Origin of the sequence: Halorubrum vacuolatum (genome assembly GCF_900188065.1) — an archaeon.
In the GTDB taxonomy this organism is placed as follows: Archaea; Halobacteriota; Halobacteria; order Halobacteriales; family Haloferacaceae; genus Halorubrum; species Halorubrum vacuolatum.
The window spans coordinates 210,140-226,487 of record NZ_FZNQ01000001.1 but is presented as its reverse complement, the minus strand read 5'-3'; the positions used below and the strand labels follow the sequence as shown (position 1 = coordinate 226,487).

At 62.2% G+C, this 16,348-nt stretch carries 15 protein-coding genes; 7 read left to right on the top strand and 8 right to left on the bottom strand.

Features of this window, described 5'->3' with window-relative positions; translation table 11 throughout:
- The first annotated feature begins 95 nt into the window (after positions 1-95).
- From CHB65_RS01060 to CHB65_RS01050, 3 genes are all read left to right on the top strand, one after another.
- The gene (locus CHB65_RS01060; RefSeq protein WP_089383191.1) at positions 96-1,322 is read left to right on the top strand and encodes an RNA-guided endonuclease InsQ/TnpB family protein; all 1,227 of its coding nucleotides are present in this window, start codon (positions 96-98) and stop codon (positions 1,320-1,322) included.
- 44 nt (positions 1,323-1,366) lie between these two features.
- Positions 1,367-1,906 (top strand): hypothetical protein, encoded by a 540-nt coding sequence (locus CHB65_RS01055; protein ID WP_089383190.1) that lies wholly within the window; start codon positions 1,367-1,369, stop codon positions 1,904-1,906.
- 130 nt (positions 1,907-2,036) lie between these two features.
- Positions 2,037-2,927 carry a formate/nitrite transporter family protein gene (locus CHB65_RS01050; protein ID WP_394335398.1) on the top strand — a complete coding sequence of 297 codons (891 nt, stop codon included), beginning with the start codon at positions 2,037-2,039 and terminating at the stop codon, positions 2,925-2,927.
- A gap of 90 nt (positions 2,928-3,017) precedes the next feature.
- Here CHB65_RS01050 and CHB65_RS01045 read toward each other — a convergent pair whose 3' ends face one another.
- From CHB65_RS01045 to CHB65_RS01035, 3 genes are all read right to left on the bottom strand, one after another.
- Positions 3,018-3,584: a DUF7110 family protein gene (locus CHB65_RS01045; RefSeq protein WP_089383188.1), complete on the bottom strand. Its 567-nt coding sequence runs from the start codon at positions 3,582-3,584 to the stop codon at positions 3,018-3,020.
- A gap of 212 nt (positions 3,585-3,796) precedes the next feature.
- Positions 3,797-5,089: a Glu/Leu/Phe/Val family dehydrogenase gene (locus CHB65_RS01040; RefSeq protein WP_089383187.1), complete on the bottom strand. Its 1,293-nt coding sequence runs from the start codon at positions 5,087-5,089 to the stop codon at positions 3,797-3,799.
- Positions 5,090-5,186: 97 nt separating this feature from the next.
- A complete protein-coding gene (locus CHB65_RS01035; protein WP_089383186.1) occupies positions 5,187-7,145 on the bottom strand; it encodes a DEAD/DEAH box helicase in 1,959 nt (652 codons plus the stop codon).
- 172 nt (positions 7,146-7,317) lie between these two features.
- Here CHB65_RS01035 and aglM point away from each other — a divergent pair, with 172 nt between their 5' ends.
- Positions 7,318-8,661 carry a UDP-glucose 6-dehydrogenase AglM gene (gene aglM / locus CHB65_RS01030; RefSeq protein ID WP_089383185.1) on the top strand — a complete coding sequence of 448 codons (1,344 nt, stop codon included), beginning with the start codon at positions 7,318-7,320 and terminating at the stop codon, positions 8,659-8,661.
- Positions 8,662-8,692: 31 nt separating this feature from the next.
- On the opposite strand, the gene CHB65_RS01025 is transcribed toward aglM, so the two are convergent.
- The 3 genes from CHB65_RS01025 to CHB65_RS01015 all read right to left on the bottom strand — a co-directional run bounded on the left by CHB65_RS01025 (position 8,693) and on the right by CHB65_RS01015 (position 11,363).
- Positions 8,693-9,559, bottom strand: coding sequence for a hypothetical protein (locus CHB65_RS01025; protein ID WP_089383184.1), 867 nt, complete (start codon positions 9,557-9,559; stop codon positions 8,693-8,695).
- Positions 9,560-9,624: 65 nt separating this feature from the next.
- Complete coding sequence (gene aglF, locus CHB65_RS01020; RefSeq protein WP_089383183.1) at positions 9,625-10,410, bottom strand: UTP--glucose-1-phosphate uridylyltransferase AglF; 786 nt, start codon at positions 10,408-10,410, stop codon at positions 9,625-9,627.
- Positions 10,411-10,448: 38 nt separating this feature from the next.
- Positions 10,449-11,363 (bottom strand): glycosyltransferase, encoded by a 915-nt coding sequence (locus CHB65_RS01015; RefSeq protein ID WP_089383182.1) that lies wholly within the window; start codon positions 11,361-11,363, stop codon positions 10,449-10,451.
- Between the two features lie 136 nt (positions 11,364-11,499).
- Between CHB65_RS01015 and CHB65_RS01010 the strand changes: the two genes are divergently transcribed.
- Positions 11,500-12,615, top strand: a complete 1,116-nt coding sequence (locus tag CHB65_RS01010) for a glycosyltransferase (RefSeq protein WP_089383181.1) — start codon at positions 11,500-11,502, stop codon at positions 12,613-12,615.
- A gap of 185 nt (positions 12,616-12,800) precedes the next feature.
- Positions 12,801-13,394, top strand: a complete 594-nt coding sequence (locus CHB65_RS01005; protein WP_089383180.1) for a ParB N-terminal domain-containing protein — start codon at positions 12,801-12,803, stop codon at positions 13,392-13,394.
- Here the strand turns inward: CHB65_RS01005 and CHB65_RS01000 are convergent.
- Positions 13,389-14,522: a hypothetical protein gene (locus CHB65_RS01000; RefSeq protein ID WP_089383179.1), complete on the bottom strand. Its 1,134-nt coding sequence runs from the start codon at positions 14,520-14,522 to the stop codon at positions 13,389-13,391. The genes CHB65_RS01005 and CHB65_RS01000 overlap by 6 nt on opposite strands.
- A gap of 326 nt (positions 14,523-14,848) precedes the next feature.
- On the opposite strand from CHB65_RS01000, the gene CHB65_RS00995 reads away from it, so the two are divergent.
- Positions 14,849-15,502: a hypothetical protein gene (locus CHB65_RS00995; protein ID WP_089383178.1), complete on the top strand. Its 654-nt coding sequence runs from the start codon at positions 14,849-14,851 to the stop codon at positions 15,500-15,502.
- A 449-nt stretch (positions 15,503-15,951) separates the two neighbouring features.
- On the opposite strand, the gene CHB65_RS00990 is transcribed toward CHB65_RS00995, so the two are convergent.
- Positions 15,952-16,308 carry a hypothetical protein gene (locus CHB65_RS00990; RefSeq protein WP_143420330.1) on the bottom strand — a complete coding sequence of 119 codons (357 nt, stop codon included), beginning with the start codon at positions 16,306-16,308 and terminating at the stop codon, positions 15,952-15,954.
- Positions 16,309-16,348: the final 40 nt, after the last annotated feature.

Genomic DNA, 16,348 nt, shown 5'->3' with positions numbered 1-16,348 from the left:
CGACAATACACTCCACTAACCACACACGACAGCAAGGCCAACTCCCCCTACATCTATTATAATTGTTTAAGTATTTCTAACTATTCTGATGAAGTATGGAGGTTGTTCGGAACATCCAACTCAAACTCGACGTTTCTGAGGAGGATCACGAACTCCTCGATGAGACGTTCGAGCAGTTCCGACAGGCAGCCCAACACGTTGCTGACCACGGATGGGATGACAACCCCTACAATATCACGGATACCAAGAATACGCTTCACAAAGCAACTTATTCTGATGTCCGTGAGAAACTCTCCCTGCAATCCAGTCTTGTTCAGTCCGCCCGAAATCTTGCGGCCACCGCACTCGGAAACTGTAAAGACCGGATCATCGAAGACGGTGAAACGGCGAGCAAACCAGTGTTCAAAGGCACAGTCGTTGTCTACAACGGTCGAACCATTACATACAACGATAACCACGTTTCTCTCGCTACAACCGATAAGCGCGTGACCGCAGAATATGTCACACCGGTCAACGAGGACGGAACGCCGTTCGAGGACTACTGGACTGATGAATGGGAGAAAGCCGAAGCAACGCTCCATGAGCGCGATGGCACGTACTACCTCCATGTCGCCGTGAAGAAAGAAGTCCAACCTGATTCTAGTGACGAAACATCCGAGAACGGAGTGGTTCTTGGTGTCGATTTGAACGTGGATGGCTACCTTGCCGTCACGTCAACGGGGGCGTTTCTCGGTAACGCAGACTACCTCAATCACAAGCGCGACGAGTATGAACGTCGTCGCGGAAACCTGCAACAGACAGGTACTCGGTCTGCCCATCTCACGATCAAGTCAATTGGGTCACGGTTCGCCCGATGGAGTGTTGATTACCTCCATAGGGTGTCAAAAGCACTTGTACGTGAAGCTATTGAGAACGACTGTACGGCAATAGCGTTCGAGAACCTGAAACACATCCGCAAGCGGATCTCGAACGCCTCAAAGTTCCAACAGTGGGCCTTTCGTGAGCTGCAACGTCACGTCGAATACAAGGCCGAAGAATACGGAATAGACGTGGATGACGTTTCACCGGCGTACACCTCTCAGCAATGCAGTCACGGCGAGTGCGGGTTCACACACAAAAAGAACCGCGACGGTGATGAATTTGAGTGCCTAAAATGCGGAAAGCAGCTGCATGCCGATTACAACGCCGCCCGAAACGTTGGGTGGCGTCTCGTTCAGCACTGGCTCAAGTCTGGTGCTGAACGAGCCACAAGTCAACTGGCTCTTGAGTCAGGGACACTGAACGCGAATGGTCGGTTTCGACCTACTGCGCTACGCAGTTAGAGCGGGAGTCCACTGACAAGCCTCGGGGCTTGACCCCGAGGTAATTGACCAGACGACTCACGCGACCGGCCGACCGTCGAACCGTTCACACGCTCGTGAAGTTGCTGCTCGGCGCGACCGCGGTCCTGTTCGTGGCGTACCTGCTCACGCTCTTGCCCGGAGCGGATCGGCTTGTGCCGGCGACACCGGTCTCCTTCGCCGCGCTCGTGAGCACCGTCGCGACCGCCGTGCTGGTCGCCGCCCTCTGGGTCGCCGCTCCGCGGCTTGCGGCGGTAACTCGCTCCGCCCTCTCCGGACCCGAGGCGGTGGTCGAGCACCTTGCGTCGGTGGTCCATTGGCTCGTCGTTCTCGTCGCGGTCCTCGTCGCGCACGGCGGGTTCGCCGGGGTTGCAGCACCGATCCTCGGCGGATCGATGTGGCTGTACGACCTCGCGTTCCTGCTCGTGGCCGTCCCGCCGGTGGTCATCATCGGGGTGCGGCTCTACGTCGGGATCGACCCCGCGGCGACGGCGATCACCGACGGCCTGTTCGAAACCGAGGACGACGGTGGCTCGGGTCCGGAACGGGAGGGGCAGGGAGCCTAATAACGCCGGCGTGAATCCGGGAATACCACGGATCATCTCGGTCATTTTGCGAACGCGACGGTCTATTTTTCAACACATATGGTTGCTGGAATAGACGGGTCTTTATTACTCGAAAACAATTTATTTAATGATGGAAGACGACACCCGGAATCGGATCCTCCGTCACGGACTCAGCACCGACGAGATATACGAACGGATCGTCATCGAAGCGGACGAGGAGATGCATCGGCCGGCGCGCGAGCTTCTCGCGAGCGGCCTCGCAGGTGGGTTCGCCATTACGATCACCGTCCTGTTGTACGTCTCGATGACCCACTCGACGGACGGCGCGGTGCTCGCCAGTGCGCTCCTCTATCCGATCGGTTTTATATACATCATCCTCGGGAACTATCAGCTCTATACCGAGAACACGCTCCCGCCGGTCGCGTTGGTGTTGGATCGCATCGCGAGCATCCCTGCGATGTTACGGATGTGGGGGCTCGTGCTGGTCGGCAACCTGGCCGGCGGCACGCTCGGCGCGGTCGTGCTCGCGTTCGGGGGCGTCTTCTCGCCCGGGGCGGCCATGACCGCCGTCGAGATCGGGATGACCGGGGTCGAGACCGAGTGGTGGTCGCTGTTCTTTAAAGCGATGTTCGCCGGGCTCATCGTCGCCGGCGTCGTCTGGATGGACTTCAGCGTCACCGACTCGGTCACCCGCTTTTTCCTCGTATATATGGCCTTTCTCGCCATCCCCCTCGGCAACCTGTATCACGTCGTCGTCGCCAGCACGGAGGTCATGTACCTCGTCTTCCTCGGGGAGATCGCCCTGCTCACGGGGGCGACACAGTTCGTGCTTCCGGTCCTTTTGGGCAACACCATCGGTGGCGTCCTCCTCGTCACGGTCGTGAACTACTACCAGACGAGCACGGAGATCCACGAAATCTCGATCACCCTCGACCCGCGGGGCTGGCTGTTCAGCTACGAGCCGGGCACGATCGACGCCCGTGAACTCGAGGCGGAGCTCGAACAGAAGATCGAACACTAACCCGCCTCCCCGGCTTCTGGACGGTCGATGAGGTGAAAAAACGGAACGACGCTGGCGACGGAGGAAGCGTCGCCGCGGACACGACCCGCCTCAGCTGATGAACTTGTTGTCCCGCCAGTTGATCCCGCTGTCGCCCTCGCCGGCACCCTGTGGGCTTTCGACGACCTCGACGCTTGCGGGGCGGCGCTCGCCCTCGACGATCCGGGTCGCCTCCAGCTCGCCACCCTGCTCGGTGATCGCGGTGAGCGTTCCCTTCTCCGAGAGGAGCGCCAACTCGCGAAGCACGAGGAACATCGGGTACTGTAACGCGGTGTTCTGAAGCACCGTCTCGCGGTCGCCTTTAAAACAGGCGAACTCCACGAGCTCGGACGGGATCGGCTCCTCGTCGTCGTCCATCCACTGCGGGCCGCCGGCGCGCGGCGGCTCCTCCTCATACACCCGTGTCTCGGTCACCGACGCCTTCAGCTGGGCCGTCGGCGTGTACTTGCTGATGCTTTCGTCATCGGAGATGGCCTTAATGATCAGGGTGTTGTTTCGACGCGTGATGTCGATGTCGTCGATCTCGGGCGGGAGATCGGGGTCTTCATCGAAGTACGTCTCTACGTCTTCGAGTGGCAGTTCGAGCGTCGAATGAAGTCGGAACACGCGGCCTGACATTGTTGATAGGGTGGATGGTGGGGTCGACCGGGCGTCGAACCGGTGGCAACTGCACCTACCCCACCTAGGAGCCGTACACATATATGGCCTACCCTTCAGTTCCGACGCGGGTCCGTGAGACGCGTACCCGCCGGTATCGACCGAGATGACCCGTCTCGCGGATAGCGACAGGGGCAATCGAACCCGTCCGAGCGGGAAAACGGCGGTTCGCGTCAGGGGAACAGGCCCCGGTACTCATGGGCGCTCGCCGTTCGTTCGAGCGCCAGCGAGTACGCGGCCGTCCGGAGGTCCGGAATGTCCCGCTCGTCGAAGCGGGTGATCGTCTGATCGAACGCGGAGCCGATACGCCGTTCCAGTTCCGCGTTCACCGTCGCCAGCGGCCAGGAGAACTCCTGAGCGTTCTGAACCCACTCCAGATACGAGACGATCACCCCGCCGGCGTTCGCGAGGATGTCGGGAACGACCTGCACGTGGCGTTCGGTTAACACCTCGTCGGCGGCGACCGTCGTCGGCCCGTTCGCCGCCTCGACGATCGCGTCAGCCCGCAGGTCGTCGACGTTCTCGGCGGTGATCACGCCCTCGACGGCCGCCGGGATGAGGACGTCGACGTCGAGCGTCAGCAACGAGGCGTTGTCGATAAGGTCGGGATCATCCCAGCGGGGACGCTCCGGATGGTCACCGCGAAGGTCGCCCGCGACGTACTCCTCGATGAGCCCGCCCGCGCCGACGTGTCTGGCGAGCGACTCAACGTCGAGCCCTTCGGGGTCGTAGGCCGCGCCGGTCACGTCGGAGGTGGCGACGATCCGTGCGCCCTGCTCGTCGAGCAGCCGGGCCGCGTTCGACCCGACGTTGCCGAACCCCTGGATCGCGACGGTCGCCTCCGAGAGGTCACGGCCGAGGTACTCGAAGAGTCGCTCGGTGACGATGGCGACCCCGCGGCCGGTGGCCTCGACACGTCCCGGCGTCCCGCCGATCTCGACCGGCTTGCCCGTCACCACCTTCGGCACGGTGTAGCCCTCGTACATCGAGTAGGTGTCCATCATCCACGCCATCGTCTGGGGGTTCGTGTTCATATCGGGCGCGGGAACGTCCATCTCGGGCCCGATCATCCGGCGAATTCCCTCCGTGTAGCGTCGAGTGAGCTGTTCGAGGTCGTTTTCGGTCAGATCCTTCGGCTCACAGATCACCCCGCCCTTCGCGCCCCCGTATGGCAGGTCGACGAGCGCCGTCTTCCAGGTCATCCAGCCCGCGAGCGCCTCGACCTCGCGCTGGGTGACCGTCGGGTGGTAGCGCACCCCACCCTTGAACGGACCGCGCGCGCTGTCATACTGGCATCGGAACCCCGTGAACACCTCGACGTCGCCCGCATCGAGTTCGACCGGGAGCGTCACCTTCAGCGTCCGCTCGGGATGTTTGAGCCGCTCGAAGACGCCGTGGTCGACGTCGGCATACTCCTCCGCGCGGTCCATCTGTGCCAGCATGTTCGCGAACGGATCGTCGGCCATGTCCGGCCGGTCAAGGCCGTGGGTGATATCGGTTTCGGCAACAATTGCGAGTGGGAGCGAATGACACGCAGTGGCCCGAGTTTCGATTCGATGCGTGTTACAATCGCGAACGGGCTCGACCGACCTCGGGGACGGCCACGTCGATCGTTTCCGCGAGCGCGTCCGCCGCGCTCAACAGCCACTCCGCCCGCTCGATCCGTGAATCGAGGTCCCCCGGACCGATCCGGTAGCGCTCGACGAGCGCCTCCGTCGTTTCCCCGTCGATCCACTCCGAGAGGATGCGTGCGGTCTTCACCGACTCAAGCCACCCCTCGAAGTCATCCACGTCGCCCATGCCCGTGGTGAACTCGGACGCGTGGGTGCTCGCGAACCGATAGATATCGGCTCGCTCGCGGTTCCCGAGGTACGTATCGTCCATGTCCGGCGTGTCACAGACGACCTCCAGAACGGTGAGCGTCGACGGTCGTTCCATGGCCACGGCGGTCCGCAACCCATCGACGATCCGTTCTCCGGTTTCCGGGCGGACGTACTGTTTCGAGGTCGTCTCGCCGACGGGGGTCGCGACGAGCCGATACGCTTCAACCCCGCCGGCGGTGTCCCGTTCGATCATCCCCATCGCGACGAGGTCGTCGACCGCGTCGGCGACCGCGTCGGCGAGCCCGCCGGCGCCCGTCGCTCGGGCATAAAAGGTCCCCTCGAAGACGTCGAGGATCTCCGCCTCCGTCGACGCGAATCCCGTCGCCACCACCGAAAGGACGTGCGTGCGGAGCGCACCGGGGTCCGCCAACCTCGATTCGACCGCCTCCGGCTCGCCCTCGACGTAGCGTTCGAACAGCGCCGCACGCGATCCCGTATCGCCCACGAGCACCGCCTCCCCACGCGGGTCCAACCCCGGCCGACCCGCACGCCCGCACATCTGGTGGACCTCGAGGACGGGAACGGGCTCCATGCCCGTGCCGGTGTACCGCTCCTGGTCGCGGACGACGACCCGACGCGCGGGGACGTTCACCCCGGCCGCGAGGGTTGGCGTCGCACAGATGCATGCGAGCGAGCGCTCACGGAACGTCCGCTCGACGACCGCCCGATGGCCCGCCCGCAGGCCCGCGTGATGAAAGCCCACGCCGGCGCGGAGGCAGTCGGCCAACCGCGCGCCGGTCACGGTTCCATCGACGTCCGCAGCCTCCTCGGCGGCGGCCGCCGCCTCCTCGGCGACGCCGAATCGCTCCGCGAGGCCCTCCTCGGCCAGTCGCTCCGCGAGCGCGGCCGCCTCGCGCCGGGACCGGACGAACGCGAGACACTGTCCGCCCCCGTCGATCGCCTCGCCGACCAGCGCGGCCGTCGCCGCCGTCTTGATCGCGGCGTCCGTCTCCTCACCATCGGGCGTCGGTGCATCCGGCACCGATAGCGGCGGACCCGAGGGAAACGTCACCTCGCCGTCGGCGTACACCCCCGTTCGGAGGTCGACCGGTCGCCAGTCCGATTCGACCAACGCGGCGTCGAGCCACTCCGCGATGGCCGCCGGGTTGTCGACGGTCGCCGAGAGCGCGACCACCTGCACGTCCGGGGCGCGTCGCCGGAGGGTGGCAACGGTCACCTCAAGCGTGGGGCCACGACGGGAGGCGTCGAGCAGGTGAACCTCGTCGACGACGACGCAGGCCAGATCGCTCACCCACGAGGCGCCGTTGCGGATCGCCGAATCCACTTTCTCGCTCGTCGCCACCACGATGTCGTTGTCCGCGAGCTCCTCGCCGGTCGCGTCGAAATCGCCCGTCGAGACGCCGACGTCGATCCCCGGCAGCGCCGCGAACGACTCGTACTTCTCGCGGGCGAGCGCACGCAGCGGGCAGACGTAGAGCCCGGGCCCGTCGGCGGTGAGCAACGCCAACTGCGCGACGAACGTCTTGCCGGAGGCCGTCGGCATCGCCGCGACGACGTTTTCACCCGCACAGATCCCGGCCTCCACCGTCGCCGCCTGCGGCGGATAAAGCGTCGTGATACCGGCCGTCTCGAAGTGATCGATGAACGTCGGCGCAAGCGGGAGATCCGAGACCTGCATTCGATCGAGGATCCGCCGTGAACGTATTTAAGGGGTCGCCGAGGGCGGTGAAAGTGGTCAGGTGACTGGATCGGACGTGAGCGCCGAGCGTGGCCGCCGAGTCTGACCGCCGGCAACCGACCGGCGAGCCGCGCACGGAACCCTCTTTGACCCCGGCGCGGAAGGCCCAAATATGAAAGTCACCGTCGTCGGAAGCGGCTACGTCGGAACCACGCTCGCGGCGTGTCTCGCGGAGGCGGGACACGAGGTGGTCGCCATCGACATCGATCCCGAGGTGGTGTCGGCGCTGAACGAGGGACACGCACCGATCCACGAACCGGGGCTCGACGCGCTCCTCGAACGACACGCGGGGGATCGACTCCGTGCGACGACGTCCGCCGACGACGTCGCCGATTCCGATCTGACGTTTCTCGCGATCGGGACGCCCTCGACCGAGGACGGCGACATCGACGTGAGCGCACTCTCGGCGGCCGCTCGTGACGTCGGAACGACGCTCGCGGGGCTGGAGCCCGACGAGCGGGGACTCGTCGTCATCAAAAGCACGGTCACCCCGCCGTCGATCGCGACGGTTCGTGAGGCACTCTTTGACGGTGTGGCGGACGGAGCGGGCGATGAGGGAGGTGAATCGAACGGCAACGGGACGGGAGGATGTCTACGGGATCGTCTCTCACTCGCCACGAACCCGGAGTTCCTGCGGCAGGGCTCGGCGGTTGCGGACTTCCAGAGCCCCGATAAGATCGTCCTCGGCACCGACGACGAGTGGGCCCTCGATCGGCTCGAACGGCTCTACGAACCGATCGTCGCCGGACGGGAGATCCCCATCGTGCGGACGGACCCGGAGACCGCGATGATGATCAAATACGCCAACAACGCCGCGCTCGCGACGAAGATCTCGCTCGCGAACGACCTCGGAAACCTCTGTAAGGAGTTCGGCGTCGACGCCTACGAGGTGATGGCCGCCGTCGGGCTCGACGACCGGATCGGCGAGCGCTTCCTCCGGTCGGGGGTCGGCTACGGGGGAAGTTGTTTTCCGAAGGACGTCGACGCGCTGCGAGCGGCCGGGCGGGCGGTCGGCTACGACCCCGCCCTGTTGAACGCGACCGTCGCGGTGAACGACCGACAGCCGGAGCGGCTCCTCGAACTCCTCGACGCGCACGTCGACGTCGCCGGCGAGCGCGTCGCCGTGCTCGGGCTCGCGTTTAAACCCGGGACCGATGATATCCGGAACTCCCGGGCGATCCCCGTCATCGAGGGCCTGCTGGAGCGCGGCGCCGAGGTCGTGGGCTACGACCCGGTCGCGACCGAGAGGATGCGCGGGCGGTTCCCCGAGATCGCGTATGCGGACACCGCGGCCGACGCGTTGGCGGATGCCGTCGGCGCGCTCGTCGTCACCGACTGGGACGAGTTCGCCGCGCTCGACGATGCGTTCGACACGATGGCCACCCCCGTCGTGATCGACGGTCGGCGGGTGATCGAGCGTCGGGAAGGGATCACCTACGAGGGATTGACCTGGTGATCCCGGCCGTCATCTGCTTTCTCGGGCCGTCTCATGCCCGGGTTCGGCAATAGCGATCGACGCGAGCGGCGAGCGCGGAGCGTACCTCGGACTCGGTCGGTGCATCGGGACCGGACAGCGCGAACGTCTCGCGGGCGAGCCGTTCGAGGGCGCGCTCCGTGAGCGTCTCGACGGTCGTCGGGTCCTCGGCCGCTTCGCAGGCGGTCCATACGCGGTCGAGCCACGCATCGGTCACGCGCTCGTCGAGGAGACGCTCGATGGAATCCCCGGAAGGACCGTTGTCGTTCCCGATACCGACTTCGGCGCTCGCCCCGTCGGGACGTCGCTCCCGGATCGCCCGTCCGCCGCGCTTGTTGTGGAACACAACCCCCGCGGCGGGACCGTCATACCACGCGGAGTCGGGGATCGGGAACGACGCCGGATCGACATCGGCGGCGCGCAGTTCCTTCGCGATCGGGTCGACCGCACGCAGGCCGACCCGCTCGAACACCGACTGTACCGCGTCGCGCGGCAGGAATCGATCCTGTGTCGCGTCGTGTACATCAGTGCCGAGCACGGAGGGCGTCCGTGCCCAGTCGTATGCGGGTGCCGGCGCATCGGTTCGGTCGACACGGTGGACCGCGACGCAGCCGAACGTGACCGATTCGGGGTCATCGACGGCCTCCCGAAACGCATCGCGGGCGAACGATTCACGAACCGCACGGACGGCGTGGCGGTAGCGCAGCGGGATCGATCCATGCTCGAAGACCCGCTCGGCGTCGCCGAACACGAGGAATCCGGCGTCGGTCAGCCGGAATCGAAGCGGCTCGCCGACGACCAGCTCCTCGACCCACAGGTGGCCGGACGCGAACACGTCGGGAGCGTCATCGACCGGGGGATACGGCGGAAGGTCCTGCATGAGAGTCTCTTCAAGGGTTGTTCCCGGATCAAGAAAAGGTGTCGTCGTGTCGGGTGAGCCGTCGGTCAGTTCTCGGCGGCGACGTCTTCATCCGTCGGCTGTTTCTCGCTCTCCTCAGTGGCTTCGTCGCTATTCGCAGCCAGTTCGTCGAGCCACTCTTCCGCCCGGTCGCGGTCCTCGGGATAGCCAACGTCGATGCGCCAACCGTCGAGGCGGATCGCATCGATGGTTCGCCCCGACTCGATAAGCAGGTCGATCGCGTCGGGGAGTTCGTACTCGCCGCGGTCGGACGGCTGCACGAGGTGGCAGGCGTGGAAGATGGCGGGCGTGAAGGTGTAAAAGCCGGTCATGACGAGGTTACTCGGCGGATCGTCGGGCTTCTCGACGACTTCGACGACTTCGCCGTACTCGTTGGTGTCGAGGACGCCGTAGCGGCTCGCCTCCTCGTAGGGGACCTCCTCGACGAGGAACGCGGCGTCCGCCCGCTCCTCTCCCTGTCGGTTGACCACGTCGCCGAGGTTGCCGCGGAAGACGTTGTCGCCGAGCATGAGCATGAACGGGCCGTCGATGTATGGCTCCGCCTGCAGGATGGCGTGGGCGAGCCCGAGCTGCTCCCGTTGGTGGGTGTAGGTGATCGGGACGCCCTCGTAGCTGTCGCCGTAGCGGTCGATGATCTGTTCGGCCTTGTAGCCGACGACGACGATCAGCTCGCTTGCGCCGATCCCGATCAGGTTGTCGAAGACGTCCTCGATGAGCGGCTTGTCGTTCACCTCGACGAGCACCTTCGGCCGGTCGTCGGTGAGCGGCTGGAGTCGGGTGCCCTTGCCGGCGGCGAGGACGATCGCTTGCATGGCTGGAGGGTGTTTGCGGGGTCTGAAATACTTTGTCGTCAGCCGTCCATCCGGCCGAGTTCGGGGATCCCGTCGGCGGGATCAGGGGACGAGCCCCGAAGGAACTCCTCGTAATAGCCGAGCGCACGCACGCCGGTGAGGCCGGTTCCGAGCGCGCCGAAGGCCACCCGGTCCCGCGGCGACAGGTCGCGCTCGGGACGTTTGATCCCCGACGGTCGCGGTGGAACCCCGGGCGTGCCGTAGCGCTCCGGGTGGTACCGCTGGAGTTGACAGAGGCCACGGCCGACGCGGCGGTCCTTTTTCATGTGCGCTCTGAGGGTGTTCCTCGTCGGGTGGTACATGGTGACGTCCGCGGCGAAGTGGAGCTCGTAGCCGGCGGCATGGACCCGGTTGCCGAACTCCTTGTCCCCGCCGGATTCGAGGCGGTGATCGAAGAGGCCGACGTCCTCGAAGACCGCGCGACGGACGAACAGACAACAGGTCGGGGCGAAGTGTTGGGACTCGAGGTACCCCTCAACCGGAAAACCGGTGTGGTGGTCGTAGCGGGCCGGGAGTGGCGGGTTCTCCGGGAGCGTGAGTTCGACGGGACAGCCCATGTAGCCGGCATCGGTGATCCGGAACGTTTCGATCGCGGATTCGAGCCAGTCCTCCGGGACGGTCATGTCGGCGTCGACGAAGGCGAGGATCTCCGCGTCGGTGTGGCGGATACCCGTGTTCCGTGCGGCATAGGAGGACTGGATCTCGTGTTCGAAGAGGAGGGCGAGATTGGCGTGATCGTCCATATAAGAGCGGACGGTTTCGGGGGTCCGATCGGTTGAGCCGTTGTCGACGACGATGATCTGTGCCGGATCGGTGGATTGGCTGAGGAGGGACTTAAGGGTGGTTCGGATGCCGTCGGGATCGTTGTAGACGGGGACGATGATGGACACACGTGGCGGCCCTCGATCCGACATGGTGGAACTATCCCTGCCGACACGAACGAGCGGTTACTTAAAAATCACATTGATTGGGGAATGTGGATCCCACAACTATCGAAGTAGGCACCCAGAAGGGGTTTAACGGCTCGAACACTCCCTGTGAGATAACCCAATGGCGGAACGAAACTCGATCGCTATCTTTCTCACGTCGATGACCATCGGTGGGGCGGAACGTGTCGCATTGGATCTATCCAGCGGATTGGCCCACCGGGGGTATGACGTCGATCTGGTACTCGTCGACGCGTCGGGTGAGTTGCTCACCGACGTACCTGACGAGGTCACAGTCATCAACCTCGGAGCGGACCGTGTGGCCACGAGTCTCCTCCCGCTCCGTCGGTACCTCAACGCACACGACCCGGACGTCCTGTACTCGATGATGACAGAGCCGAACCTGATCGCCATCGCAGCCCATCGACTGTCCCGTACTGGAACACGGCTCGTAATTAGCGAACACAACGTGTTGTCGCACCGACTGAGCGATAACAAGGATCGACTCGTGCGCTTCGGTGCGTCTATCGGCTATCCGCTCGCCGACCACGCGGTTGCAGTCTCGAAGGGTGTTCGCCGTGAACTCCTTGACCGGACGTTGCTGAAGGAGACAGCCGTCTCGATGATTTATAATCCGGTGCGGGTAGAGCAGATCAGGGAGAACGCATCCAAACCGGTACAGCATGAGTGGTTTCTCGATGAGTCGACGGAGGTTATACTGGCGGGCGGGCGTCATGAACCACAGAAAGGGTTCAATACCCTGCTTGCGTCGTTTGCACGACTGAACGGGGATCACAGACGTCTCGTCCTGTTTGGCAGTGGGCCGGAGACGGAGGCATTACGGGAGCAAGCAGCGGCGCTCGGGATCCAAGAGCGTGTCTATTTCCCGGGATTCATCGAGGATCCGTACCGCTACATGGGCGCCGCGGACGTGTTTGTTCTCTCATCGACACACGAGGGATTCGGCCTCGTGTTGATAGAGGCAATGGCTTGCGGCTGTCCGGTGGTGTCGACGGACTGTCGGAGTGGCCCCTCCGAAATTCTCAGTGGAGGAACATACGGAAGGCTCGTACCGGTCGGCGATGATCGCGCATTGACTACCGCCATCGAGGAGACACTCAGGGATCCACACGACGCGGAAACGCTGTATGAGCGTGCGACCGACTTCGATGTGAGCGTCGCGATCGCGTCGTATGACGAACTCTTTCAAAATGAAATAAAACGAGCCAATGAACGCTAATACGAGGATGAACCGTCGGGAACAGCGTACCGCGATCGAGGAGACAAGCGAATATGGATCGACTATCTAGGTACACCCGCCGAATAGCGGGCGCCCTGTATGCACGGACGGTACCGCTTGAATATCGACTGGCAGCCCGTAAGCGGCTACTGAGCGTGACGAATCCAGGCCCGATACCGGAGCCATTGAATCCGATCCGGGTCTCGCCGTCCGCGATCAGCTATCGTTCCGAATCGCGGTTCATCCCGGAGGATAGATACGTCGGAAAGATCCTCGATGGAGACTGGGACAGCCACCGAGTGAAACTCACGGAGACCGAGGTATACAAGGGGCTCGTCGAGCGCTTCCATGAGGGCAAGTCGTGGACCGAAACCGCATACTACCGACATGGAAGAGATCGTATCGAGTCCGACGGTGAGTTCTTTGGCTATACGACGAGTGAGGAGTTTCTACAAAAGCGGTGTGAGTATGTCGACGAGCTCTATCTCGATATGAAACAGAACGGGTATCAAAGCGATCAGCGGGATCCGGTGACGGACCCACGACGCCCCTGGAGCACCCGGGATCCGACGGGGGTATCTGTGCTGATCGGAAGGGATGGTGAACTCTTGCTTCATGATGGACACCATCGGGTGGTGATCGCCCGCATATTGAATATCGATTCCATCCCAGTGCATGTGTTAATCCGACACAAGGAGTGGCAACGGCATCGGGCGGCCGTCGCGATGGACGGAACCGCGGACGGTGAGCCCCACCCCGATCTGCACGACGTTTTATAGCCTAATCGTGAACTGTGGGTCGGGAAAGAGTGCGAGGTTGTATATCTTCGAGGACTGTGATATCGGATCGGTCGCGTTTCGATCCAATAACCCACGTTCAGCATCGAAATGCTCCGAGATATCCGCGGCGATCAGATCCCGACACGGGTCCATATATCCGAAGACGAACAGTCCGTATCCCGCCTCGATGCCCGGCAACATGCTTCCAGAGGCAGCGGTCCGTATTCGATATGCACCATCGGAATCGCGTGAGGTGAGATACTCGACTGCCGTGTCGATACTGCCACGCTGCCACAGTTCGTGGTCCGGAAACTCCCGATGAAGCCTGGCTAACGAGGACACGACGACGGGGAGATAACCGATCTCCTTTCGACGTCTCTCCTCGGAGAACGAGTGATAGCCGAAAGCGAGGATATTCCATAACAGCGGCCAATGCCGGGGTTGTCCGAGAACCGTCCGAATTACCTTGCTCACCGGGGGATTAATGTAATGTCTGATGACGCCATTCTTCCGCTGCGTCATGTTTTTTTCCAGTTGATCAAGAAAGGTCTCAAGGGGATCCCTAACCGTCTCCACCGAGCGGAGCAGTTCAGCACCGGCGGCGGCAAAGGTCAACTGGTGATTTACCGTCCGATCAAACGACAGCCGTTCACCATCTATTTCAACTCGTTCCCATAGGCCGAGACGTCGGTCGAATGGATGTAGAAAAAACACTTCTTCCGCCGTTTTGTACAACTCCTCTCGATCGAGTATTCTTCCCGCCAACGAAAGGCCCCTGATCGGTGCAGCCTGTCCGATCACTCCGTCACAGGCGTCCTTATCGGCCACGGTTCGCGAATAAAAAGTGTTGCCGTGAGGTCGAGCGTCATCACCGAGTAGATAATCGGCGGCGTCACTGGCTGCGTCAGCGAATACCCTCTCACCGGTGAGCGCATAAACCTTCGACAACGTTGTTAACCAGTGTGATGTCGTCCGCACGGGCGTCTCAGGCTCATCATAGACCCCGTTTTGACCCGGTGGAAACGATCCATCCTCCCGCTGGAGATCGAGCGCGGCACGGGCGCTCCGTTCCAGCAGCTCGTGGACGGTGATCGTCCGCTTGTGGGAACCGGGCTGGGGACCTGACATCCGTCACGCCGCTACGTACGAGACACCGTCGATATAAATATCCCGAAAGGACATACTGCCGCCAACGGGCTTTCGAGAGATGCGTTCGTGATCGGCTACGAATGCTGAGCCCTTCTGAGCCACTCAGAGCGATTGACAACCAAACACGGGCTCCGATAGAAAGGAATAGCCCTCTTCATGGATAACAGGACGCAACCGAAATGATCCGAAGGGCTTGGGAGATGTATCGTGAGGGGGGAATAACACACCTTAGAAACGAAGTGGGGTGGTTCCTCTGGCGAACACTCGGTCCATACTGTTTCAGAAACCAGCGGGTCGGACGAGCGATGTTTCGGACGGGAATACGCGCTCATCGCGGTCTGGGATTCGCGAGATATACTGATGCGGATCCATTTAAGTACATTTATGTCGATCCGAATGCCGTCGAGTATTATTACAGCGGGCCTCCCCGTGGATGGGGGCGGGTCGTCGGAGGGACGTGGGATCTTGAGCGAACACCGCTTGAGGAGCATCCATTCTTCGTGGCGGTCGAAGAGCACTACCGACAGGATATTGAGTGGAAACACACGGAACTGTGGGAACTCTACCAGCAACGCGATCTCCCGGAAGGGGAATTTCATGACGCCGTCGAACGGATCGAGGCGGTATATGAGTCGATCAAAAAGAACGGGTACAGATCACAGACAGAGCTGCTTCGTATGAATCCTCAAGACACGGTTCGGCGCAACAACGATGCGATCCATCCATCACTCAACGAGATCGCCGTCAACATCTTTAGGGACGGAAGCCTTGGAAAGAAGTATTCCGGAACCCATCGATTGGCGATAGCGAGGGTGTTGGATATCGAGAAGGTACCGATGCTCGTCAGGACCCGGCACGCCGCGTGGCAACGGATCCGCAGTACCGTTCGACGGTCGAGTGACGTGCCAGAGGAGATCAGCGAAGCGCATCCCGATCTACAGGACCTCTTGGATAGATGAAGAACCTCGTTTTTCGGGCGCGACGGGTGTGGCGCTCCGAAGGATTCGTCCCTCTGATGAGAAAATCAGCCCGCTTCGTACCCCGGTATCTTCGACATGAACTTGGCAAAAAGGGTCTATACGGTCGGCCGCGGTATCAAAGATTGCTTTGTTGGTGGAACTCCTATCCACACACTGCCGTTGCGGATCCGTTTAAGATCGTTCACGTTGACCCCTCTGAGATCACCCGAGTTACTGGGAGAGGACCAAATCCAGGACGGTTTCAATGGCAGGATCTCGGAACGGTTCAAGCCGGTGAATGGGATCGAAACGAGGAGACCGTGGAGGAGTTACCGGTGGTGCAGGCGCTCCACAGGCGATTCAAACACGGCGATGAGTGGAGTGACATCGAGTTCATTCAGCAGGTGATCACACATGCTAATCGGGGTGTGACCAGATGGCGGGGATGTTCAAGTGAGAGCGAAGTATGGGACGCCTGTGCTGACGTCGATCGACTGTATCAACGTATCCGTGAGCAAGGCTATCGCAGCAAGCGGGAACTCGTCGAGCGCGATTATATACCTCCTGATATGTATGTCAGTGGCGATGGATTCAATCGACACGATGAGGTTGCGGTCGATATCGGTCGGGATGGTCGGTATCTGTTCGTTGACGGACGGCATCGACTCGCAATCGCGAAGATACTCGAAATTGAGGAGATTCCGGTTCGGATCGCGGCCCGCCACGATCGATGGCAGCAGGTTCGGGAACGCATAGCGGAGACACCGGGATCCGTTCCAAATGAGATCCGCCACTATCTCACCCATCCAGATCTCTCGGACATTCATCGAAAGACGAGTGGAGAAG

Bases quoted from the DNA above. Each gene is read 5' to 3' on its own strand.
- CHB65_RS01015 (WP_089383182.1), bottom strand. From the start codon at position 11,363: ATGTCGGATCGAGGGCCGCCACGTGTGTCCATCATCGTCCCCGTCTAC.
- CHB65_RS01000 (WP_089383179.1), bottom strand. From the start codon at position 14,522: ATGTCAGGTCCCCAGCCCGGTTCCCACAAGCGGACGATCACCGTCCAC.
- CHB65_RS00995 (WP_089383178.1), top strand. From the start codon at position 14,849: ATGTTTCGGACGGGAATACGCGCTCATCGCGGTCTGGGATTCGCGAGA.
- CHB65_RS01010 (WP_089383181.1), top strand. From the start codon at position 11,500: ATGGCGGAACGAAACTCGATCGCTATCTTTCTCACGTCGATGACCATC.
- CHB65_RS00990 (WP_143420330.1), bottom strand. From the start codon at position 16,308: ATGGGTGAGATAGTGGCGGATCTCATTTGGAACGGATCCCGGTGTCTC.
- CHB65_RS01050 (WP_394335398.1), top strand. From the start codon at position 2,037: ATGGAAGACGACACCCGGAATCGGATCCTCCGTCACGGACTCAGCACC.
- CHB65_RS01025 (WP_089383184.1), bottom strand. From the start codon at position 9,559: ATGCAGGACCTTCCGCCGTATCCCCCGGTCGATGACGCTCCCGACGTG.
- aglF (WP_089383183.1), bottom strand. From the start codon at position 10,410: ATGCAAGCGATCGTCCTCGCCGCCGGCAAGGGCACCCGACTCCAGCCG.
- CHB65_RS01060 (WP_089383191.1), top strand. From the start codon at position 96: ATGGAGGTTGTTCGGAACATCCAACTCAAACTCGACGTTTCTGAGGAG.
- CHB65_RS01045 (WP_089383188.1), bottom strand. From the start codon at position 3,584: ATGTCAGGCCGCGTGTTCCGACTTCATTCGACGCTCGAACTGCCACTC.
- aglM (WP_089383185.1), top strand. From the start codon at position 7,318: ATGAAAGTCACCGTCGTCGGAAGCGGCTACGTCGGAACCACGCTCGCG.
- CHB65_RS01035 (WP_089383186.1), bottom strand. From the start codon at position 7,145: ATGCAGGTCTCGGATCTCCCGCTTGCGCCGACGTTCATCGATCACTTC.
- CHB65_RS01040 (WP_089383187.1), bottom strand. From the start codon at position 5,089: ATGGCCGACGATCCGTTCGCGAACATGCTGGCACAGATGGACCGCGCG.